23 protein-coding genes are annotated in these 21,311 nt (G+C 43.3%); 9 read left to right on the forward strand and 14 right to left on the reverse strand.

Features of this window, described 5'->3' with window-relative positions:
* Positions 1-3: 3 nt before the first annotated feature.
* The gene (locus AACZ11_RS05605) at positions 4-492 is read right to left on the reverse strand and encodes a thioesterase family protein (RefSeq protein ID WP_290628999.1); all 489 of its coding nucleotides are present in this window, start codon (positions 490-492) and stop codon (positions 4-6) included.
* Positions 493-576: 84 nt separating this feature from the next.
* On the opposite strand from AACZ11_RS05605, the gene AACZ11_RS05610 reads away from it, so the two are divergent.
* The 4 genes from AACZ11_RS05610 to nadD all read left to right on the forward strand — a co-directional run bounded on the left by AACZ11_RS05610 (position 577) and on the right by nadD (position 3,658).
* Positions 577-1,536 (forward strand): alpha/beta fold hydrolase, encoded by a 960-nt coding sequence (locus AACZ11_RS05610; RefSeq protein WP_290628867.1) that lies wholly within the window; start codon positions 577-579, stop codon positions 1,534-1,536.
* A 78-nt stretch (positions 1,537-1,614) separates the two neighbouring features.
* A complete protein-coding gene (locus tag AACZ11_RS05615) occupies positions 1,615-2,472 on the forward strand; it encodes a YicC/YloC family endoribonuclease (RefSeq protein ID WP_290628866.1) in 858 nt (285 codons plus the stop codon).
* A complete protein-coding gene (gene gmk / locus AACZ11_RS05620) occupies positions 2,472-3,071 on the forward strand; it encodes a guanylate kinase (protein ID WP_290628865.1) in 600 nt (199 codons plus the stop codon). The genes AACZ11_RS05615 and gmk overlap by 1 nt, the downstream gene beginning before the upstream one ends.
* Positions 3,068-3,658, forward strand: a complete 591-nt coding sequence (gene nadD / locus AACZ11_RS05625; protein ID WP_290628864.1) for a nicotinate (nicotinamide) nucleotide adenylyltransferase — start codon at positions 3,068-3,070, stop codon at positions 3,656-3,658. Before gmk ends, nadD begins: the two co-directional genes overlap by 4 nt.
* 178 nt (positions 3,659-3,836) lie before the next feature.
* Here nadD and AACZ11_RS05630 read toward each other — a convergent pair whose 3' ends face one another.
* Complete coding sequence (locus AACZ11_RS05630; RefSeq protein WP_290628863.1) at positions 3,837-4,754, reverse strand: nicotinic acid mononucleotide adenyltransferase; 918 nt, start codon at positions 4,752-4,754, stop codon at positions 3,837-3,839.
* A gap of 124 nt (positions 4,755-4,878) precedes the next feature.
* Between AACZ11_RS05630 and AACZ11_RS05635 the strand changes: the two genes are divergently transcribed.
* The gene (locus tag AACZ11_RS05635; protein ID WP_290628862.1) at positions 4,879-5,883 is read left to right on the forward strand and encodes an NAD(P)H-dependent glycerol-3-phosphate dehydrogenase; all 1,005 of its coding nucleotides are present in this window, start codon (positions 4,879-4,881) and stop codon (positions 5,881-5,883) included.
* Here AACZ11_RS05635 and AACZ11_RS05640 read toward each other — a convergent pair.
* Genes AACZ11_RS05640 through AACZ11_RS05650 form a run of 3 tightly spaced genes read right to left on the reverse strand, consistent with a single transcriptional unit; the run spans position 5,880 to position 7,713 of the window.
* Complete coding sequence (locus AACZ11_RS05640) at positions 5,880-6,275, reverse strand: hypothetical protein (protein ID WP_290628861.1); 396 nt, start codon at positions 6,273-6,275, stop codon at positions 5,880-5,882. The genes AACZ11_RS05635 and AACZ11_RS05640 overlap by 4 nt on opposite strands.
* 21 nt (positions 6,276-6,296) lie before the next feature.
* Entirely contained in the window at positions 6,297-7,316 is a 1,020-nt protein-coding gene (gene pheS / locus AACZ11_RS05645) for a phenylalanine--tRNA ligase subunit alpha (RefSeq protein ID WP_290628860.1), read from the reverse strand.
* Between the two features lie 40 nt (positions 7,317-7,356).
* Positions 7,357-7,713: a hypothetical protein gene (locus AACZ11_RS05650; RefSeq protein ID WP_290628859.1), complete on the reverse strand. Its 357-nt coding sequence runs from the start codon at positions 7,711-7,713 to the stop codon at positions 7,357-7,359.
* Between the two features lie 99 nt (positions 7,714-7,812).
* Between AACZ11_RS05650 and AACZ11_RS05655 the strand changes: the two genes are divergently transcribed.
* A complete protein-coding gene (locus AACZ11_RS05655) occupies positions 7,813-8,346 on the forward strand; it encodes a CvpA family protein (RefSeq protein WP_290628858.1) in 534 nt (177 codons plus the stop codon).
* 2 nt (positions 8,347-8,348) lie between these two features.
* Here the strand turns inward: AACZ11_RS05655 and AACZ11_RS05660 are convergent, their stop codons facing one another.
* The 9 genes from AACZ11_RS05660 to AACZ11_RS05700 form a co-directional block, all read right to left on the reverse strand.
* Entirely contained in the window at positions 8,349-9,098 is a 750-nt protein-coding gene (locus tag AACZ11_RS05660; protein WP_290628857.1) for a tetratricopeptide repeat protein, read from the reverse strand.
* Between the two features lie 11 nt (positions 9,099-9,109).
* Positions 9,110-10,882: a BatD family protein gene (locus AACZ11_RS05665; RefSeq protein ID WP_290628856.1), complete on the reverse strand. Its 1,773-nt coding sequence runs from the start codon at positions 10,880-10,882 to the stop codon at positions 9,110-9,112.
* A gap of 5 nt (positions 10,883-10,887) precedes the next feature.
* A complete protein-coding gene (locus AACZ11_RS05670; RefSeq protein WP_290628855.1) occupies positions 10,888-11,754 on the reverse strand; it encodes a tetratricopeptide repeat protein in 867 nt (288 codons plus the stop codon).
* A gap of 13 nt (positions 11,755-11,767) precedes the next feature.
* Positions 11,768-12,808, reverse strand: coding sequence for a VWA domain-containing protein (locus tag AACZ11_RS05675; protein ID WP_290628854.1), 1,041 nt, complete (start codon positions 12,806-12,808; stop codon positions 11,768-11,770).
* Positions 12,809-12,819: 11 nt separating this feature from the next.
* Complete coding sequence (locus tag AACZ11_RS05680; protein ID WP_290628997.1) at positions 12,820-13,824, reverse strand: VWA domain-containing protein; 1,005 nt, start codon at positions 13,822-13,824, stop codon at positions 12,820-12,822.
* The gene (locus AACZ11_RS05685) at positions 13,824-15,476 is read right to left on the reverse strand and encodes a BatD family protein (RefSeq protein ID WP_290628853.1); all 1,653 of its coding nucleotides are present in this window, start codon (positions 15,474-15,476) and stop codon (positions 13,824-13,826) included. The genes AACZ11_RS05680 and AACZ11_RS05685 overlap by 1 nt, the downstream gene beginning before the upstream one ends.
* Complete coding sequence (locus AACZ11_RS05690) at positions 15,477-16,340, reverse strand: DUF58 domain-containing protein (RefSeq protein ID WP_290628852.1); 864 nt, start codon at positions 16,338-16,340, stop codon at positions 15,477-15,479.
* Positions 16,341-16,441: 101 nt separating this feature from the next.
* Positions 16,442-17,446, reverse strand: a complete 1,005-nt coding sequence (locus AACZ11_RS05695; protein WP_290628851.1) for a MoxR family ATPase — start codon at positions 17,444-17,446, stop codon at positions 16,442-16,444.
* A 142-nt stretch (positions 17,447-17,588) separates the two neighbouring features.
* Positions 17,589-17,978, reverse strand: a complete 390-nt coding sequence (locus AACZ11_RS05700; RefSeq protein WP_290628850.1) for a carboxypeptidase-like regulatory domain-containing protein — start codon at positions 17,976-17,978, stop codon at positions 17,589-17,591.
* 186 nt (positions 17,979-18,164) lie between these two features.
* Here AACZ11_RS05700 and AACZ11_RS05705 point away from each other — a divergent pair, with 186 nt between their 5' ends.
* The 3 genes from AACZ11_RS05705 to AACZ11_RS05715 are packed head-to-tail and all read left to right on the forward strand — an operon-like array spanning position 18,165 to position 21,292.
* A complete protein-coding gene (locus AACZ11_RS05705) occupies positions 18,165-18,920 on the forward strand; it encodes an SDR family NAD(P)-dependent oxidoreductase (protein ID WP_290628849.1) in 756 nt (251 codons plus the stop codon).
* Between the two features lie 41 nt (positions 18,921-18,961).
* A complete protein-coding gene (locus AACZ11_RS05710; RefSeq protein ID WP_290628848.1) occupies positions 18,962-20,098 on the forward strand; it encodes an ATP-binding protein in 1,137 nt (378 codons plus the stop codon).
* A gap of 57 nt (positions 20,099-20,155) precedes the next feature.
* Positions 20,156-21,292: an SPFH domain-containing protein gene (locus AACZ11_RS05715; RefSeq protein WP_290628847.1), complete on the forward strand. Its 1,137-nt coding sequence runs from the start codon at positions 20,156-20,158 to the stop codon at positions 21,290-21,292.
* Positions 21,293-21,311 lie beyond the last annotated feature (19 nt).

The following is a 21,311-nucleotide window of genomic DNA, read 5'->3' on the forward strand; positions in this document are numbered from 1 at the left end:
CGATTATTTATCTTGCAACGCTAAATCTACAGGAGTTTGCCCATATTTTCTTGTGTCCTCTTTAGTGAGAATCCTAAAATCGTGCGTGTGATCCAACCCTTCCAAAAAATGGAAGAGATCTTCAGGCAATTGCGTTAGTTTTCGAGTAGAAAGATCGATCCAGGCTCCTAACATTTCACATCGTGCCAAATTTCTTCCGTCTGTATCATAGAAATTATGCAGGAACTCGAAAAACATTCCGTCTTCAGAAATTCCTTTCAGCTGCAATGATACGCGCACAGGTTTCCCGGGAAATACTTCTTTAAAATAATACATGTGTTCATGCAACGCCACAGGACCCAGGTTCATTTTTGCCAATTGGACCTGCCCGAAGCCTTTTTCTAAAAAGAAACTCATTCGGGTATGACTCATAAAATCAATATAGGCACTGTTACGTAAATGTCTGTTCGCATCTACATCGCTCCATCGCACTTCAAACTCTTTTGTATACATCATTCTTTTTTTTGCAAATTTAACCTACTTTCGCCTTCTAGACTGCTCTCTTTTGTTTAGATTCTGTTAAAATTAGTGCTTTCCATGCCATTAGTAAAGAGTTCGTACATTGCTCCTCGTCTATTCAGAAATGGTCATTTTTCTACCATCTATTCGGCAAAGCTTCGCCCATCTCCAAAGCTGGCTCAGGAACGAGAGCGCATCGGGCTTCCGGATGGGGATTTTTTGGATATTGATTGGTCTTACGCCAAAGAAACCTCAGCTAAGGTTGCCGTATTATTACACGGTCTGGAGGGAAATGCCCAGCGTACGTATATGAAAGGGCAGGCCCAAATGCTCGTTGAGAATGAATGGGATGTGGCCGCCATGAACTATCGAGGATGCAGCGGCGCTCCCAATCTCTTGTATCCTTCCTACAATGCTGGCACCACTCAAGACCTTCATACAGTTCTACAGCATATATTGGAATTAGACCGCTACCATGAGATCACTCTTATCGGTTTCAGTTTGGGAGGAAATCTCTTGCTGAAATATTTGGGGGAACGCGAAATCCTTCCGAAGCAAGTAAGAAAAGGCGTGGCCATTTCCACGCCCTTAAGCCTAGAAGGATCTCTGGAATCCCTTAGCCGATTCTACAACTGGGTCTACCGAACTTCCTTTCTCTATAATCTGAAAAAAAAGTACAAAGCTAAAATGCTTCAATTCCCGGAAAAGATGACCGTTTCAGAACTTAAGAAGATCCGTTCGTTACTCGATTTTGACAACCTATACACCGCTCCCGCTCACGGTTTTGAAGATGCCCAAGATTACTACCGGCAGAATAGCAGCCTGCAATTCCTTCCGAAGATATCGCTTCCTGTTCTGATACTCAACGCTAAAAACGACACCTTCCTTTCTCCGGACTGCTACCCAAAAGCAATTGCTTCCAACAGCAGTAACATCTATCTGGAAACCCCCGAACATGGCGGACATGTGGGGTTTCACCAAACCAATGACACGTATTACAGTGAAAAGAGAGCCTTACAATTTCTTGCGGGGAATTGAATCGCTGTGCTCATTAAGTGCTGGAAGTCCTATACCGCCCACCTAAAATTATTACCTTTGCAGCTTTAAACACACTTTATGATCCAGTCCATGACCGGCTACGGCAAATCTGTAATCCAGTTGCCTTCAAAAAAAATTACGGTTGAAATAAAATCGTTGAACAGCAAAAACCTCGACCTCAATGTACGGGTTCCTTCATCCTATCGAGAAAAGGAGTTAGATATGCGTAACACGTTATCGAGTGCCCTCACACGGGGCAAGGTAGATTTTAATCTATTCATTGAAATTACGGGAGAGGCTACCAATACCGAAGTGAACGAGACCGTGGTAAAACAGTACATCAAGCAATTGGCTCATATAGTAGACGGTGATCCGGTGGAACTATTGAAAATGGCCATTCGCATGCCCGATGCCCTTAAAACCGAGCGGGATGAGATCGACGAAGAAGAATATAAGTCGATCCTTCAAGCTATCGATGAAGCGTTGGTTGGAATTAACGCATACCGAAGTGACGAAGGACGTGCGTTGGAAAAAGATTTTATCCAACGTATCGAGAATATTTCGGTCTTGTTGGAGGCGATCATCGCCATGGATGGAGAGCGTATTGAAAACGTACGGGAACGACTTCGGAAGGCGGTAAGCGAGCTGAAAGAAGGTGTGGACGAAAATCGTTTTGAGCAGGAACTTATCTATTATTTGGAGAAGTACGATATCACCGAAGAAAAAGTGCGATTGAAGAATCATCTGGATTACTTTACCGAAACCATTCGTTCGCACGATTCCAACGGAAAGAAACTGGGCTTTATCTCGCAGGAAATAGGGCGCGAGATCAATACCATAGGCTCTAAGGCGAATTACGCTCCTATGCAGCAATTGGTCGTGCAAATGAAGGATGAACTGGAGAAAATAAAGGAACAAGCCCTCAACGTATTGTAATGAAAAAAGGAGGTAAATTAATTGTCTTTTCGGCGCCTTCGGGGAGTGGAAAGACAACCATCGTGCAATACTTGCTGAAACAAGAGGACCTTAATTTGGATTTTTCGGTGTCGGCGACATCGCGGGACCCACGAGGAGACGAGGTGCACGGCGAGGATTATTATTTTATAAGTCTGAAGGATTTCAAACAACACATTAAGAACGGAGATTTCTTGGAATGGGAAGAAGTGTATCGTGATAATTTCTACGGAACACTGAAAAGTGAGGTAGAACGTATCTGGGCACAAGGAAAGAATGTGATCTTTGATATTGATGTAGTAGGTGGTTTGCGTATTAAAAAGAAGTTTCCGGAGCAGACCTTGGCTGTCTTTGTAAAGCCACCAAGTATCGACGAGCTGAAGATCCGTTTGAAAAAACGAAAGACCGAAAGCGACGAGCGCATCAATATGCGCATTGCAAAAGCTTCGGTAGAATTGGCTACCGCACCCCAATTCGACTATATCATTGAAAACAACAATTTGAAGAAGGCACTGAAGGAATCGCACGATCTGGTCGCCGATTTCCTTCAGAAAACACCTTCTTCCGAAGGAAACGAATGACCGCAGAAAAACGCATCGGCTTGTATTTTGGCACGTTCAACCCTATTCACGTGGGGCACCTTATTTTGGCCAATCACATGGTGGAATTTAGCGATCTTGACGAGGTATGGCTGGTGGTAACGCCGCACAATCCGCATAAAAAAAAGAAGACGCTTCTGGATGATATCCACCGACTCGCCATGGTGCGCATCGCTGTTGAGGACTACCCGAAATTAAAAGCCAGTAACATCGAATTCGACCTGCCGCAACCCAATTACACCGTGGATACGCTGGTCTATCTGGAAGAAAAATTTCCAGGGACTCAATTTTGTCTCATCATGGGAGAAGACAACCTAAAAGGATTCCACAAATGGAAGAACTACGAGGTTATCTTAGAGCGGCATAAGATGTATGTGTATCCTAGGATTTCGGAAGGAACCGTTGCAACAGCATTTGAAGACCACCCTCGCATTACAAAGGTTGCAGCGCCCATCATCGAGCTTTCCTCCACCTTTATTCGCAAAGGCATCAAGGCCGGCAAGAACATTCGTCCCATGCTACCGCACAGTGTTTGGACCTATTTGGATGAGATGAATTTTTATAAATAAAACCGCCCCACCGTACTTATCGGTGGAGCGGTTTTTATTAATCATGGCAAATATTACGTTTCAATTTCACAGGGTTGGTTTTGGCCGTGCAGGCTGCGTGCGATCTGCCTCGCAGCCTGTGGCCTCAACTAAATAACCAACCAAAAAATTGTTTAATCCGTAGCGGAATAATGTGCTTTTAGAACTTGCTGATCTTCTTCATTTGTTTGGCAATGGTCGCCTTCGATTCTCGCAATTTCCCATCTTTATTTTTATACTGAATATACCCTCGGCCTCTAAAGCGATACAGCGTTCCCGAAGCCTCGTGGAACAGTTCTATGGTATTGTCATCTATAACGTTCAGATCGAAGTATTCATTGCCTAAATAATCATAATCCAATGTTAAATATTTCAAGTAACGGTCATTGGGCACATCGTCTACATTATAGATACCGGTATAATCCCAGTAAATGTTGTTTATATCCGTTCCGCTGGGGTCCTGCGAACTTCTAAAGTTTCCGTCACCGCCGCCGGGCAGGAACTGTACAAAGTTCTCATTGTCGAACTCGTTAAGCTGTCCGTACTCACTGGTGAAGGTCTTCTCCCACGTCACGTATTCTTGCAGAAAATAATGAATGTTATCATAGAATAATGCATTATAGTCGAAGTTACTGCGTTGATACCCTACCAATACATACGATACATTCTGTTGCGGAAAATAGAGTTCGATCTCGTTGTTGCTCAATTGAGTAACATCAAACGAATAGAACCCGTCCAAGTCGTGGTCTATATCCAAAATAAAATCGAAGGTATTGTAATCCCCCACAGGAATCCCAAATCCGTTTCCTTGATCGCCAATACCCACTAAGTTATTGTTGGCCATGAGCGTTCCGTTTCGAAAGGATACTGTGAATGCTTTCTGTAAAAAAGGAATATAGCTGCCCCCTGTAGCTCTATCGATATCTACATACCATAACTCATAAGAGGAAACAAGTTGGCCCAACGTTATGGAAGGTACTTCGTCCACATAAGGATCTTCTACGATCACTTCGGTGTAGCACGATGTAAAGAGGATGGTCAGCATCATAAATCCGAGTACAATCTTAAGTTTTTTCATAACGTTGTATTTAAATATTCGTTAAAGCGAATTCCAAAAGCTGTGCCAAAATTCTATTTGCTTGTTTTTCAGGCATATACAATCCATTATTATTGCTTATTTTTGAATTACTGAAAATCCCTCTATGTCGAATACACCAAAATTTGCCGTTTTTGGCGGCGGAAGCTGGGCCACGGCCATCGTGAAAATGCTCTGTGAGAACCTTACGGAAGTTGGCTGGTACATGCGAAGTGTCTATGCGCTGGAACACATTAAAAAGCAACAGCACAATCCCAATTATCTCAGTTCTGTAGAGTTCAATTTGAAGCAGCTTCGGTTGAGCAATGATATCAATGAGATGGTTGCCTATGCCGACTACCTTATTTTTGTGATCCCTTCGGCCTTTTTACACAGCGAACTGGAAAAACTAACGGTTTCTCTGGAAGACAAGGTGGTTTTTTCAGCCATAAAAGGGATCGTCCCCGAGACCAGTTTGATCGTAGGCGATCATTTCAACACCCACCTCAACGTACCGTTCCATAACATTGGCGTGATCACGGGGCCCTGCCACGCCGAAGAGGTTGCGTTGGAACGACTTTCGTATTTGACCATCGCTTCGGCCGATGAGGAGAAGGCAAAGATTGTGGCGCAATATCTAAGCAGTGATTATATAAAATGTGCTACCAGCGACGATGTGATCGGTACCGAATATGCGGCAATGCTCAAGAATATCTATGCGATCGCCGCCGGGATCGCCCACGGTTTGGGTTATGGCGATAATTTTCAAAGTGTACTGATGAGCAATGCCATACGGGAGATGAAGCGGTATGTAAAGAAGGTGCATAAAATGAAACGTGACATCAATGATTCGGCGTACTTAGGGGATCTTTTGGTGACGGGCTATTCGGTCTTTAGCCGCAACCGAATGTTCGGAAATATGATTGGAAAAGGATACACGGTGAAGAGCGCTCAAATGGAAATGAGCATGGTAGCCGAAGGCTATTACGCCACAAAAAGTGCGTACAACCTCAACCAACTCAAAGGGAAGAAAAAAGCGAAGACCCCAATTATCAATGCCGTATACGGTATTCTTTATGAGCATAAGAATCCTAAAAATGTGTTTCAGAAACTCACCGAAAAACTAACCTAAGAAGCAATAACCCCATCTTCGTCAAGCAACGGGATCTTGGTCGTGTTTGCTTCGGAAATGGTATTGGGTTGAAATGTAAAGGAGCGTTCAAACAACTTGCCTTCTGCAAAGAAGGTGACCAGGTATTCGTTGGTAAAGCCAAGGACCTCATCGGTAATCAATTCTACTTTCGATGCCGTGTTTCCCGTCATGTCTCCAAGACCGTGTCGCAGGGTTGAGGTCTTTCTATCGCTGCTATTCCCTCGAGACAGTACGAGAACCGTCTCTATGGTATCCTCGCGTAGATTTAGCAGATAGACGTTCCAGTTCTGTGCCAAGAAATCCTTGTCCCATTCTTTAACGGCAACGATTTGTACCTTTTGTGCGACGTGAAAATCGATATCCTTTTTCATTGACGATACGTTGTGAAGGTGTTAGTCGGCACTTTTAAATTGGTCTAGAAAACGAATATCGTTCTCGCTGAACATACGAATATCAGGAATTTGGTGAAGCAGCAATGCAATGCGGTCGATCCCCATTCCAAAGGCAAAACCGGAATACTCCTTCGAATTGATCCCACAGTTTTCAAGCACGTTCGGGTCTACCATGCCACAGCCCATGATCTCCAACCAACCGGTTCCTTTGGTCATCTTATAATCGGTTTCGGTCTCCAATCCCCAGTAGACGTCTACTTCGGCACTGGGTTCGGTAAACGGAAAATAGGAAGGTCGCAAACGTATCTTCGATTTGCCAAACATTTCCGTAGTGAAATACTGTAAGGTCTGTTTTAAATCGGCGAAACTAACACCTTTATCCACATACAATCCTTCCACTTGGTGAAAGAAACAGTGTGAGCGTGCCGAAATGGCTTCATTGCGATACACACGACCCGGAGAGATGGTTCGAATGGGTGGTTTGTTGTTCTCCATATAGCGTACCTGTACCGAAGAAGTATGCGTTCGCAACAACACATCGGGGTTTGTTTGGATAAAAAAAGTGTCCTGCATATCGCGGGCGGGATGGTACTCAGGAAGATTTAAGGCCGTGAAATTATGCCAGTCGTCCTCGATCTCGGGTCCTTCAGAAACATTAAAACCAATGCGCGAGAAAATATCGATGATCTTGTTCTTAACAATGGAAATGGGATGACGTGATCCCAAGGCAATTGGCTCTCCCGGACGTGAAAGGTCGCCGTACGCGCCAACGGTCTCTTCCGAAGCTTCCAAAGTCGCCTTGAGTGCGTTCACTTTATCTTGAGCTGCCGTTTTCAAGGTGTTGATCACCTGCCCGAATTCCTTTTTCTGGTCGTTGGGGACATTCTTGAACTCAGCAAAGAATTCGTTGAGCAATCCTTTCTTTCCTAAGTATTTAATTCGGAACGTCTCTATTTCTTCCTTTTTGGCCGCCGAAAATTTTTCTACTTCGGCAATGTGTTTTTTTATCGTTTCAATCATGATCGTGCGTATACTTCAACAGCGCAAAACTACTTATTTTCTATTCAATGACTTCCTTTTCTAAAAAATACTGAACGATGGCTTCCTTCATCAACACACTTTGTTCTCCCGCTTTAAGAGGTGGTAATTGTTCCACGATCTTGTAATGCGGCCACCCTTGCTCGTCGAAATAGTCGAATTCATAATATCCGAAAGGTTCCAAAAGCCTGCAGATAGCGATGTGCATAAGGTTGAGCTTTTCGTCCTTTTTGAATTTTCGGTGCAGTTGACCTAATTCCTGGACTCCTACCAAATAAATAACGGCGTCCAGATCCAGCGGTTGTCCATCGGCAAAGCGGTTGCTAAGCAGTGAGACGACTCCTTCCCAACGTTCCTTTAATTTTTCATCTCGCGCCATATACTATTTTTCATGGATGCTGTTGCTACCATTCCTTTGCAGCTGCAAAGATACATTTCTTGCGAAACAGTTTTTGTATCTTTAACCGAAATACTTTATATGAATGTAGTTGACATCATTTTAGGAATCATTTTAATAATGGGATTCTACTCCGGATTTAAAAAAGGGCTGTTTGTGGCGTTGGCATCGCTGGTTGGTATTGTAGCAGGGGTGTATGGTGCTTTGTATTTTTCAGACTATGCTGCGGCGCATATCGCACGATGGTTTGATTGGGGGGCGCAAACAACACAATTGGCTGCATTCGCCGTAACATTTCTTTTAATCGTTTTTGTGATCTCCCTTGCCGGCAAGTTCCTTACTAGAATAGCCGATTTTGCCATGCTGGGAATCATCAATAAACTGTTGGGAGGCGTGTTTAGCACGATAGCCTATGCTTTTATTTTAAGCGTTGTCTTTATGTTTGTAAATGCATCATCCGGTCTAAGCGGATATGTGATCTCTGAAGAACGCAAAGCAGAATCGGTTTTATATGAACCCATCGCATCCTTGGCGCCTATGGTGCTTCCGCATATTTTAAGGGAAGTAGACCGGTATGAGACCGAGCAAGAAGAAGCATCGCTTCCTGAAGCCTAAACTTAGAGTTCCTTCAATTCGGAAGCGGGAATCCATCCATCTTTACCGTCGGCTAATGAGATTCGGTACCATTCACCTTCCCGGTCCCGGATCATTACTTTTGTTCCTTCATGAAGCAAGAAAGCCGTTTCACTTCCCATGGTAGGTTCACTTCGCACCTCGGTTTCTTCAGCAAAAATAATGGCAGGGCGGTATCGCTGTGCATCATCGTACGTCTTGAAGGCCAATACCATAGTTGCAAGTGCCACACAAATACTTATAATAGCGGCAGTGAAGAGAATGCGTTTTCTCCGCTCGGAAACCGAAAAATAATACCCAAGGAATAACAGCACAAAGAGTGTAGAAAAAACGGTAGCGGTTACGGCCCACCCGTCAAAGGTCATAATTCCTGCAATACGCTGGTACCAGCGCTTAAAAAGCGTTTGAGGCAATGGCTCTATGACATCGATCCTTGCATTTTCGGCAAAGGCGAGGTTGTTCTTAATATCACTGTCATTGGGGTCTAACTGAAGTGCTTTCTCGTAATAATAGACACTGGGACCTATGTTGTTAAGCTTGTAATGTGCATTCGCAATGTTAAAGTAAAGTGCCGCCGAATGTTGCTCGCTCTCAAGTATCTTCATCCAGGCATCCACAGCGTCTTGATACTTCTCTGCCTTATACAGTTCTTTCCCTTGTTCAAACAAAGCATCGTTTTGAGTCAAGCCCGAGATTGAGAGTAGTGCCGTAAAAATTATTAGAATCTTTTTCATGGGTGCGCTCCTTACTGAATTTGTTTATCAATTTCTGAAAGTGTTTCCACCGCCTTATTGTAGTCTTGCTTTATTGTGCCACTGGAAGCGGGAGTATAGCGTGCAAACTCACAACTTGTAAGTAATTCCCTGAAGCTGGAAATGGTTGCTCCTGAAACATTTCGTTCCTCTAGCAATTCTGCGATCCTGTCTTTGGACATCTCGGCAGTCTCAATGTTCAGTTTTGCTTTTAAGTAATTATGGAGTGCACGTTCCATAGCTTCATAAAAGACAGCTTTATCCTGCATGTGTCTTTTTGCTTCAGCCAGGTATTTTTTAGCCAGACGATCTGCTTTGCGCAGACGATTCCCCTCTACATCCTGCAAACGTGCACTGCGCCGTTTGCCTATTAGTATAAAAATGGGTATCAGCAACAAGGGACCTCCCAGCAGCAGCCAGAATAACAACGATTTAAAATAGGGAGGCTCGCTCATGGGTTGCAAATTCGTAGACAGCTGTATGTACTTAAACTGTTCTTTGGAAAGCACCACGGGTTTTTTTCCATTGTTCACCTCAGAAGGTGTGTCACCACCGGCAGTGAGCGGTCCATTTTCTACATTCAGAACGATCTCTTCGGAAGAAAGCGTGGTATACCGCTGCGTCTTCGGATCGAAATATGAAAAAGAAATAGGACGAATGGGATAATTGCCTTTAAATTGCGGAACGACCGTATAGATCTCACTAATACTACCACTCATGCCCGAAGCGGTGGTCCGTACGTTTTCCGAACGTTCCGGCTCGTAAACTTCTAAGGCAGATGGAAGTTTCACGCCCGGAAAATCGAACAACTTGATATTTCCTTCTCCCGAAACTTTTACAGTAAGTTCCAAAGATTCGGTAGCATCTAAAGTCGTTTTGTTAGTGCTCACGTCAAAGCTATAGGAACCCACGGCACCGGTAAAGGTATCTGGGCGTCCCTCAAGAGGCAACGGCTTCACGTTAATCGTTCGGTTTCCGGCAGAGATGGTCTTATTAACACGTGTCATCAACCGACGTCCAAAAAGGTCACGCCTGTTACTTTGTACGTCTATTGGTACGTCTAATGTTAGCGGTTCGATATCGAGTTTCCCAGTTTTTTGAGGATATAGGACGGTTGTTCGCAAAATAACATAGCGATAATCCTTTCCTTCGTACTTCCCTTCATAAATCTTGAAATTCCCTTGATTATCGATATTCTGACTCCAAAAATCGGCGTACTTAGGCGTGTCGATCTCCCGCCAACTGCTAGTGATGCTTACGTCGTGAGAGACATACATCTTATATGTTACCGTGATCGCTTCATTGAGATAGGGATTGGAATTACTCACCTCCGCGACCAAATGGACATTTTCACTGGCTACGTATTCGGCGTTATTACCGTCCTTCGGTACTTCTACCGCGCTTGTTACTTCTACCCGCACCGGGGTCGTTTTATAGGTCGCTCCTTCTATTTCTATCGTGGCTTGCCCTATGGTAAAGGTTCCTTTGGATTGCGGTGACAAGAAATACGAGTAGGTCTTAGAGTAGCTTCTTTTTCCATTAATATAGGAATTGCTAATCGCCTGATTAGGACCTCCTACTACTCGGAACCCTTGAAAATCGGGCGGGTTGAAATTATCCCCATCCTGATTCATCTCAAAATCCACACGAAGACGTTCATTGATTCCAAGGCGTGTCTTACTTACCTTGGTCTCAAATTGGACCTGCGCCTGAAGCATTCCGCAGCCCAATAGTAAAAAGAATATGTATACACACTTCTTGCTCATGACCACTACCAATCTTTATTCGATTTTACTTTAGCTCCCTTTTGTTTCGTTGCATTGATCTTGTCCTGAACCTTTTTCTCCTCGTTGTTCATTGCTTCTAACAAATTCTTAATTTGCTGAGGAGATAGTTGACCGGGCACCGGTTGTTGTTGTTTTGGCTGTTCCTTTTCTCCTTCGCCATCCTTAGGTTGTTCAGGTTTTCCTTTGTCCTCCTTATCCTCTCCTTCCATGTTCTCGTCTTCTTGGTCCCCTTTGTCCTGCTCCTTCTTATCGTCGCTGTCGTCTCCTTCTTGATCCTTCCCTTGATCATCCTTATTTTCGTTATTCTCTTGGTCCTGCTCTTCCTTATTCTCTTCTTTGTTATCGTCATCCCCGCCTCCGTTCTTTTGTTCTTCCTCAAGCATCTTTTTTGCCAATGCCAAATTATAGCGTGTCTCATCATCGGTAGGATTATTACGCAGCGCATTTTTATACGCTTCCACCGCTTCCTTGTATTGTTTGGCGTTCATAAAAGTATTCCCCAAATTATGGAACGCTTTGTGTTTTTCGGGTTTGGTCGTTGCTGCCGATGCCGCTTGCTTGAAGCGGTTCATAGCCTCGGCATTGAGGGTTTTGTTGTAATAGGCATTGCCCAAGTTGTATTTCCCTGTCTCGTCCACCGGATTTAGAGCGATCGCTTTGCGATAATCTGCTTCGGCCATTGGGAAATTATCGTTATTCATATTTTCTGAAGCTTCGCTTAGGTATTCCTGTGACTTTCGAATCAGCTTTTGCTGCTCTTTATCTTCTTGCGCTACACCGTACGCTGTGATGAAAAACATTCCGAAGAAAAAGAACAGGCTACGCGCAGCTGCTTTTTCAGAAAAAAACATAGTTCTTGTTATTTTAGGACTTCTTTTCATTGAATAAATTCAGTTTTCGAACCCATGCTGTTTTACGCTCTAGGAATAGTATGTCCAATACAAGCAAAAATAATGCCCCTCCCAAAAACCACTGAAATTGGTCTCTGAAATCAGTGAACTGCTTGGCTTCAAATTCTTTTTTGTCCATTCCGTTGAGAATAGCTGTCACTGTGTCAACCACTTCTTTCGTGTTGCTGCCGTCAATATATGCTCCGTCTGCCTCAGCAGCAATCTCCTTTAGGGTTGCTTCGCCTAATCTGGTAATCACCTGTTCGTTATTCTCATCCCGTTTATAATACTGTAAGGTTCCGTTTCTTTTGATTGGGATGGGACCGCCTTCCACGGTTCCCACGCCAATAGTATAGATTCGAATCCCCATGGCTGCGGCTTCTTCCGCGATTCCGGTCACATTGCCTTCGTGATCTTCGCCATCGCTAATTATAAAGAGCACTCGATTGGTCTGTTCCTCATCATTATAGTAGGTCTGCGCCATTTGGATCGCTTCGTTGATGGCAGTTCCCAGTGAAGAGACCATATCGGTATTCATGGAGGATAAGAAAAGTTTTGCCGATGAGAAATCGGTTGTGATGGGCACTTGTGGAAAAGCGCTTCCGGCGTAACCGATGATCCCGATGCGATCGCCTGCTAAACTATTGATGATCTGCGTGACCAATTGTTTTGATTTTTCCAATCGGTTGGGCGCAATGTCCTCCGCCAACATACTTTTGGAAACGTCCAATGCAAAGACCACATCTACCCCTTCTCGTTTTACTGTTTCCAGTTTGGTGCCTATCTTAGGGTTTACCAAAGCAAAGCTAAGGCAAACAAGGGCTAAACAAACCATAAGTACTTTCAACACCGATTTGAATACTGATTTGTTCGGACTCAATTTTTGCAGCAATTCCGGATCTGCAAATTTTCGCTGTGTGTTTCGCTTCCATAAAAGCACCAACAAAAATAGCAGGACCACCACCGGAATGGCGGCTAGCAAATAAAAGTATGCGGATGCGTCTAATTGATACACTATCTTTTCATTTAAATAAAACTTCGGAATAGGGTGTAACGCAATAACTGCTCAAAAAACAGCAGTCCAAAGGCTAAGAGGGCCAAGGGTCTAAATTTTTCGTCGTAATTGCGGTACTTAAATTCTTCAATATCGGTCTTTTCTAATTTATTGATCTCTTCATAGATCTCTTCCAGTTTGGATGTGCTTGTTGCTCTAAAATACTGCCCTCCCGTAGTTGCTGCTATCTCCTTTAAAAGTTCTTCATCGATCTCCACCTGTACACTCCCGTACTGGAAGCTCCCATCCGGTCGAATCCCTATAGGTGACTGAGCCATCCCGTTGGTTCCCAATCCAATGGTATACACCTTAATGCCAAATTCAACAGCCAACTCGCTAGCGATCTTAGGGTCGATCACACCGCTGTTGTTCACGCCATCGGTAAGTAAAATAATGACCTTACTTTTCGCGCGGCTGTCCTTTAAGCGGTTCACCGCGGTTCCCAGTCCCATTCCAATAGCCGTACCGCCTTCTATTATGGTATTGTACTTTATGCTGCCTAAAGACGAAAGAACAATACTCTTGTCACTGGTTAACGGAGTTTTTGTAAAGCTTTCACCCGCATACTCCACCAAACCTATACGATCATTAGGACGGTCATTGATAAATCGAGCTGCTACTGTTTTCAACGCTTCCAACCGATTGGGACGCAGATCCCTTGCCAACATACTTGCTGAAACATCGATCGCTATGACAATGTCAATCCCCTTGGTGGTCTTAATTCGGGTAGATTCGTCAACCGTTCTCGGGCGGGCCATAGCAACAATGATAGCAGCCAGTGCGATCATCCTAAGAATAAAAAGCAGCGGTCGTAGTCTTGCAAACCAATTCTTCTTTGTTTTGAATCCTTTAATACTTGAAATATGCAAGGCTGCATTTTGCTGTCTCCGTTTCCACAGGTACCATCCTGTCAATAAAGGCAGTAGTAATAAAAGCCAAAAGAACTGCGGATTTACAAACTCAAAATTACTTCCCATCATGACGCTCCCTCCAATATTTCTAGTTCTACCGATCGTATAATGCGTTCTTTCATCTCCTCCGCATAGGTAAGGTCTTTCTCATAAATGATTGTAATGATCTGCAGGCCATTGTTCTGTTTGAACAAGAGCATCTCATATTCTATTTTCTTATTCTTATTGTCGGACAACTCAAATTCTCCATACGCTTTGAGACCCGAGATACCCTTATCTGTAGAGAATTCTTCAGTCTTAGTGACAATGTTGATCCCACCTAAGGCTTCAATTCCTTTTAAGCCGCCTTCTAAGGCTACATCCAGGTCCATATCCTCATCCTGCATCATCTTTGAGTTATAGGTGTTTGTGTTAACCGACACGTAGAACGTGTCTTTAGAACCAAACTCAAAATACTGAGAAGAAAGTACCACTTCTTTTACTTCCTCCGGGATGGGAATTTCCTTTCTAATGAGCACATCCGGGGTTTCTATGATCACCGTCGGATTACCATATTCACTTTTTATCCAACGACCGTTTGCGAGTTCGCTCATCTCGGAACCAAACAGGTTTTCCCACATAGTTCCCCATCCTTGGGTAACTCCATTGACCGTTATGGTAACTAAAGCAACCATGATAACAATTCCAATGAGTCGCTTTCTCTTTCTGGATCTCGCTGCTTTTCGAGCGGCCTCTGCATAGGCTTCATTGCGCAGTAGTTCTTCTTCAGAAGGTTCGGGGATCACCTCATGGGTCTCGGTAATGATGGATTCTATCGTCTTCCTGTCGGTCTCCGCTTGTTCGGTGGCTTGCTGCATCTTCGCAAACTTTACAAGATCGGCGCGTTTTAATACATCGTCCAGATGTTGGATAGTTTCGGTGTCGAAATCAAAATGTCCTGCGTCCTTGTGTAGCTGAAGTCGCGCAATTAATTCGTCACTTGTGCTTTCAAGGGCCGCATCGTCCACTTCCCTGTCGAGATACCGTTTAACGATCTCGGTAAGTTGGGAATAGTATTCCTTAGATCTGTTTTGTTTCAGCAGGTCTGAATGGTCCAATGCTTTTAAAGCTACAATAGCCTCTTCGTACGGAGGAAGTTGCTTCTCTTCGGCTTCCCTTTTTTGTTTTCTTCGGAATAACACATAACCCAAAACGGCTAATAGCAGTAATAATGGAAGGAGCCAATACAACATTTTCAGGAAATCGTACGGCGGATCTGCTACGTCCATGGCCGGTTTGATGTCAAACATCTTTTGCAAGGTAGTATCAACGGCCACATCGCGCACCTCAACCCGAAGTGAATCGGTTGCTGCTATCTGCTCATTGATGACCACTCGCTGAGGGGGTATGGTATACGACCCCGAATCGAACTGAGTGAGTCCGTACTTTTTGATGAGTCTGTATTTTGCCTGTTCATAAGTGGTGTCGATCTTGTACGATTCGATCACCTCCAAGGGAAGGAAGGTTTGTCCTTCGGGAAATACGACCAGATCGGTTGTATCTGTGACCACTTCTATAGTGTACTGGATCTCTTCTCCTATTTTAATAGCGGTGCTGTCTATAGAAGATCGAACTTGAGCTGAAGCATGTTGTGCCGGGATCCATAAAAGGGAACATAAGAGTAGCCAAAAAATGCTTTGGAGTAATGTATGCTTTATATGAAACACGCTTCTTCTCATTTAACGTCGCTTAAAATAGCCTAATAATTTCTTTACATAACTTTCATCTACCCTACAACTCAAAGCACCTGCGCCGCTTTTCAGAAAGGCATCTTCGAAATAGGCGACCCGATCCCTGTAAAAAGCGTAATACGAGTTTCGAACGGCTTTAGAAGCCGTATTCACCATAAGATATTCTCCGGTCTCTTCGTCTCGCATATTTACCATTCCTAAATTAGGGATGGACTCCTCATGTTTATCGTAGATACGTATTCCCGTAACATCGTGTTTGCCTGCAACAATTTTTAAGGTGTCCTTGTAATCGTCTGTAATGAAGTCTGAGAGGACAAAAACAATGGCCTTTTTTTTCATCACATTGGTTAGGTATTTAAGTGCTTGAGCGAGGTCGGTTTTTTTGCTTTGAGGTTTGTACTCCAATAGTTCCCTGATAATGCGCAGTACATGCGATTTTCCCTTTTTGGGAGGGATGAATAACTCTATAGTATCTGAAAACAGAATAAGTCCTATCTTGTCATTGTTCTGCATGGCCGAAAAAGCAAGCGTAGCAGCGATTTCGGTAACGATCTCATTCTTAAACTGAGTGTCCGTTCCGAAGAATTCAGAACCGCTTATATCTGCCAATAGCATCATGGTGAGTTCACGCTCCTCTTCAAACACTTTTACAAAGGGTTCGTTGTAACGCGCCGTTACATTCCAGTCGATGTTACGCACATCATCTCCAAATTGGTACTGCCGCACTTCACTAAAGGTCATCCCGCGCCCTTTAAAGGTACTGTGATACTCGCCACCAAAAACGTGATCGCTTAGGCGACGCGTTTTGATCTCGATCTTTCGTACTTTCTTAAGAAGTTCTTTCGTATCCATTTTCTTTCGTAAGCGGTTGGAGCTGCTGATTGGTAGTGCTATGATCCATCACAGAATAGCAATTGGTAAAACTGCCTGCGGAAGTTCGATGCTAAAACCTGTTAGGGTACTTCGATCTCGTTAACGATCTTATTGATAATATCTTCCGAAGTGATATTCTCTGCTTCTGCCTCATAGGTAATTCCTATACGGTGACGCAATACATCGTGCACAACGGCACGAACATCTTCCGGGATGACATATCCTCGTCTCTTGATAAACGCATAACATTTGGCAGCCATGGCCAAATTAATACTACCCCGAGGTGAAGCGCCAAAACTGATGAGCGGTTTTAGATCGGACAAACGATATTGCTCCGGAGTTCGGGTAGCAAAGATGATATCCAAGATATATTTTTCAATCTTTTCATCCATATATACCTCACGAACGGCCGCTTGAGCTCTTTTAATCTGGTCGAGCGTTACCACCGGGTTAATAGTTTCGTATCCCTCTTGCAGGTTTTGTCGAATGATACGTTGTTCCTCACCAATTTGAGGGTATTTTATGACCGTTTTCAACATGAATCTGTCTACTTGTGCTTCGGGTAAGGGATAGGTTCCTTCCTGCTCAATGGGGTTTTGCGTCGCCATGACCAAAAATGGACGGTCTAATGTGAAAGTGGTCTCGCCTATGGTCACCTGTTTTTCTTGCATGGCTTCCAATAAAGCCGATTGCACTTTGGCCGGAGCTCGGTTGATCTCATCGGCAAGTACAAAATTGGCAAAAATGGGCCCCTTTTTTATACTGAAGTCGTTAAGCTTCATATTGTAGATCAAGGTTCCAACCACATCGGCAGGAAGAAGATCGGGAGTGAATTGAATTCTACTGAAGGTTCCGTGGACAGCTTTGGACAAGGTGTTAATAGCCAGTGTTTTTGCCAAACCGGGTACTCCTTCCAACAAGATATGACCTTGGCCCAATAAGCCAATGAGCAAACGCTCCACCATGTGTTTTTGACCTATAATAACTTTGTTGATCTCTAAGGACAGGATATCGACAAAAGCACTTTCTTTCTCAATCTTTTCATTCAACGCGCCAATATCCATGGCAGTATTTGTTTGTTCCATACTCAAAAATCTATCGGTATATATCTGGTTTCTAACAACCACGCAAATTGGAGATTTCTCTAGAAAAATCCTGTTAATAATTGGTTAAAATAAAAAAAGGGGAAATATCTTATTTCCCCTTCTCCTTATTAGGTTTCTGTTATTATTCTAGGGTTACGGTGCCGAGCGCTGTAACTTCTCCCGTACGAATTTCAACATCTTCAAAGGTATAGGTCTTTACATCGTCTTTTGAGAGGGCTTTTATTATGATATCGTAGATACCCGCGTCAAATCCGTTAATAAAGAATTCCCCGTTGGAATCGGCCATTCCAATAATTTTCTCTTCTCCGTTAGAACCCTTTATAACCACCTGAGCGTTAGGTGCAATAATACTTCCCAAGATGGCGCCGTCTGTAGGAGCGTCTGCTTCATTTATGATATCCCGCTCCTTTTTAATTTCTTCTTCTGAAGAAAATTCACTTTTTGCAAAATCGAATACATTTACTGCAACAACAATAAATGTGAGTGCTATTAAATTGAATATAAATTTCATGGCTTATTTTTTAGGTTCTAAATGGTGTCGAATCATTTTAAAAATTGTTTTAATGACAACACTATTATAAAATTAATCACAGTCTGTCTTTATAGAATGATAGTTAACAATGATTAACTACGCATTTAACTGTCAATTAACTTTATAAAATGTTAAAGAACCTTTACATTTAGGGAAAAATTGAACATGCAACAGAGAACAGCACTTATCACGGGAGCCACTTCCGGAATTGGTCTTGCGACCGCTCAGCTTTTCGCTCAACACAACATTAAGCTTATTCTTTGTGGCCGACGCCAAGAACGTTTGCAGAAGATCGCCGCCGAGTTGAATGAGTATACACAGATCCATACCCTGTCCTTTGATGTACGGGACAAAAAGACGGTCTTCGACCTTTTAGGATCGCTTCCCGATGCTTTTTCAGAAATAGATATTCTTATTAATAATGCAGGAAATGCACATGGTTTGGATCCAATTCAAGAGGGTTCGACTTCCGATTGGGATGCTATGTTGGATATCAATGTAAAAGGGTTGTTATATGTAAGCAAGGCGGTACTTCCAAAGATGTTGGAACGCAAGCAAGGACACATTATAAATATTGGATCAACGGCCGGGAAGGAGGTGTATCCCAAAGGAAATGTGTATTGTGCAAGTAAACATGCCGTGGATGCTATCAATCAAGGGATGCGGCTGGACCTTAATGGCACAGGAATAAAGGTAGGAGTTGTCAATCCGGGTTTGGTTGCAACCGAATTCAGCGAAGTACGGTTTAAAGGAGATACGTCCCGTGCTGAAAACGTGTACAAAGGATTTACACCTTTACAAGCCAAAGACATTGCAGAGGTAATCTGGTTTGCCGTCACCCGCCCTCCTCACGTTAACATTGCAGACCTTACTGTAATGTGTTTAGACCAAGCAAGCAGTACGATCGTTAATAAAAGGTGAAGATTGAATCATAGCTCCCGTTATCACAAATCGAACTCCAAATGATCAACAAGCGCCTCTTGATTAAAAATTTACTTGCTCACAACGATGAGAGCAGTTTTTATGACAAGAAGCGTAGCATTGATCTGGGAAGCAAAGAAGGAAAAGCGAAATTCTTAAAACACATTTGTGCATTGAGCAACAGCAACCCCAAGAATAATTCATACATCGTAATCGGGGTGGAGGACGAGACGAACGAGATACGTGGGGTGGATTTTTTTGATGACAGTAAGATCCAAAATTTGGTAAATGCATACCTAACGCATGCTCCTCTAATTGTCTACGAAAATGTTGCGTTCCCACATCTCCCGGATGGCAAAGTGGTTGGATTGGTCACGATACGCCCCAATGGGAAAATTACTTCACTTCGCAAGAATATTTGGAAGTATTGGGGCGGATCTATTTTTTTACGTGATGGTAGTATCTCGATGCCCAAAAATTTTGACATCGTGATCGAAGACGTGAATTCGGAGATTGTCGCATCCATCGAGACCAATGCACAAAACAACATCCAACTTACACTGGATGGGGTAATAGATTTCATTAACCATCGGCATGCCGACTTGGAGTCGCATTACAAAGTATTTAAAGAGCTCTTTGTGGTGTGTTGGGCAGGATATACCAAACAAGTAAAAGAAAATACCTACTATTCGAGAGTAGACATTGAACTTATCAACGAGCAAGTTCGGCTGTTCTATTCAGCGTTGGATGAAGTGAGTATCGCCTATTCCGAAAGTGAGTTCAAAATTACAGAGTATGTTCACTTAGGTTTGAACAATCAGTTTAAATACTATCCTTTGGAGGAAGTGACCATAACGTTTAAGGAAAACGGCTCTCACCAAATCGATTCCAAGCTCATTTTTGAACCTCCTCGATTTAACAAAAAGACCTTGTTTCATATCTATAATGCGAATAATGCCTTGCTTCGGAAGCTTCAGAAAAAGGTACCTTTATCCCCTTCCGAAGAAAAAGATCTACAGAATCTTCCGGCCACTTATCTCATTTGTTATCTCAACGATTTTTCAGAAGCAAAAGAAAAATTATACGAAGCCAAAGATTATTTGAAACAAATTAAAGGAAATGTATACCAATCGTTTAAGGAAACAGTTCGAATCCTTCGGAAGGTAAAGTACAGTTAACTTTTGTTGTATTGAAATTTCCTATCTTTAATCACCAACTTTAAAAGCGACACTCTCATGGGCATTTTTGACAAGATCAAAGAAAAACTAAGTCACGAATTCATTGATATCATCGAGTGGCTGGATTATAGCGATGACACCATTTGCCATCGGTTTGAACGCTACCAGAACGAAATAAAGAACAACGCCAAGCTTATAGTACGCGAGGGACAAACCGCCGTATTTGTGAACGAAGGGCAACTTGCCGATGTTTTTAAACCCGGCACCTACACATTGAATACGCAAAACCTCCCTATCCTTACCACCCTTAAAGGCTGGAAATACGGTTTTGACAGCCCGTTCAAGGCAGAAGTCTATTTTGTGAATACTCACCTTTTCACCGACGAGAAATGGGGTACTAAGAACCCTATCACACTTCAAGACGAACGCTTCGGACTGGTGGAGATCCGTGCGTTTGGAACCTATGCTTTCCGTATCGATGATGCCGGTAAATTTATTGTGGATATTGTGGGTACCGACAATAACTTCACCAATTTTGAGATCAATGAACATTTAAAAAGTTTGATCGCGACTCGTTTTACCGACACAGTGGGTCAGGCCAATCTGCCCATTGAGCTGTATGCGGCAAATACAACAGAACTGTCCGAAACATGTAAGGAAGTGATGCAACCGGAGTTTATGAGTGTAGGGATTTCTTTAGAAAAATTCTACATCGAGAATGTCTCCATGCCCGAAGATCTCAAAAAAGAGATCTTTGAATACAGCCGTATTGACAAACTGGATCTTGATAAATTGACCAAATTTAAAACGGCTAAAGCAATCGAAGCTGCTGCCAGTAATGAAGGTGGAACCGCCGGAGCAGGAATGGGAATGGGCATGGGCTTCGTTCTTGCACAGCAAATGGGAGGCATGATGAACCCGCAAATGGGCGGACAGCAACAAGCCCCCATGCAACAAGGGGGCGCTATGCCGCCACCGATGCCGGCCGCCGTACAATATTTTTATGCTCATAATGGTCAACAGGCAGGCCCGGTAAGTTTTGAACAACTCAAAACATTGTTCGCCAATCGAACCGTCAATAAGGATACCCTTGTTTGGAAACAAGGCATGCAAAACTGGGCTGCATTAAATGAAATAGAAGAATTAAAAGCCTTCTTAGGAGGAAATACCCCGCCGCCACTTCCGGGACAATAATGATCATCTTTGTTCTCGC

It is taken from the genome of uncultured Altibacter sp. (assembly GCF_963972995.1).
GTDB lineage: Bacteria > Bacteroidota > Bacteroidia > Flavobacteriales > Flavobacteriaceae > Altibacter.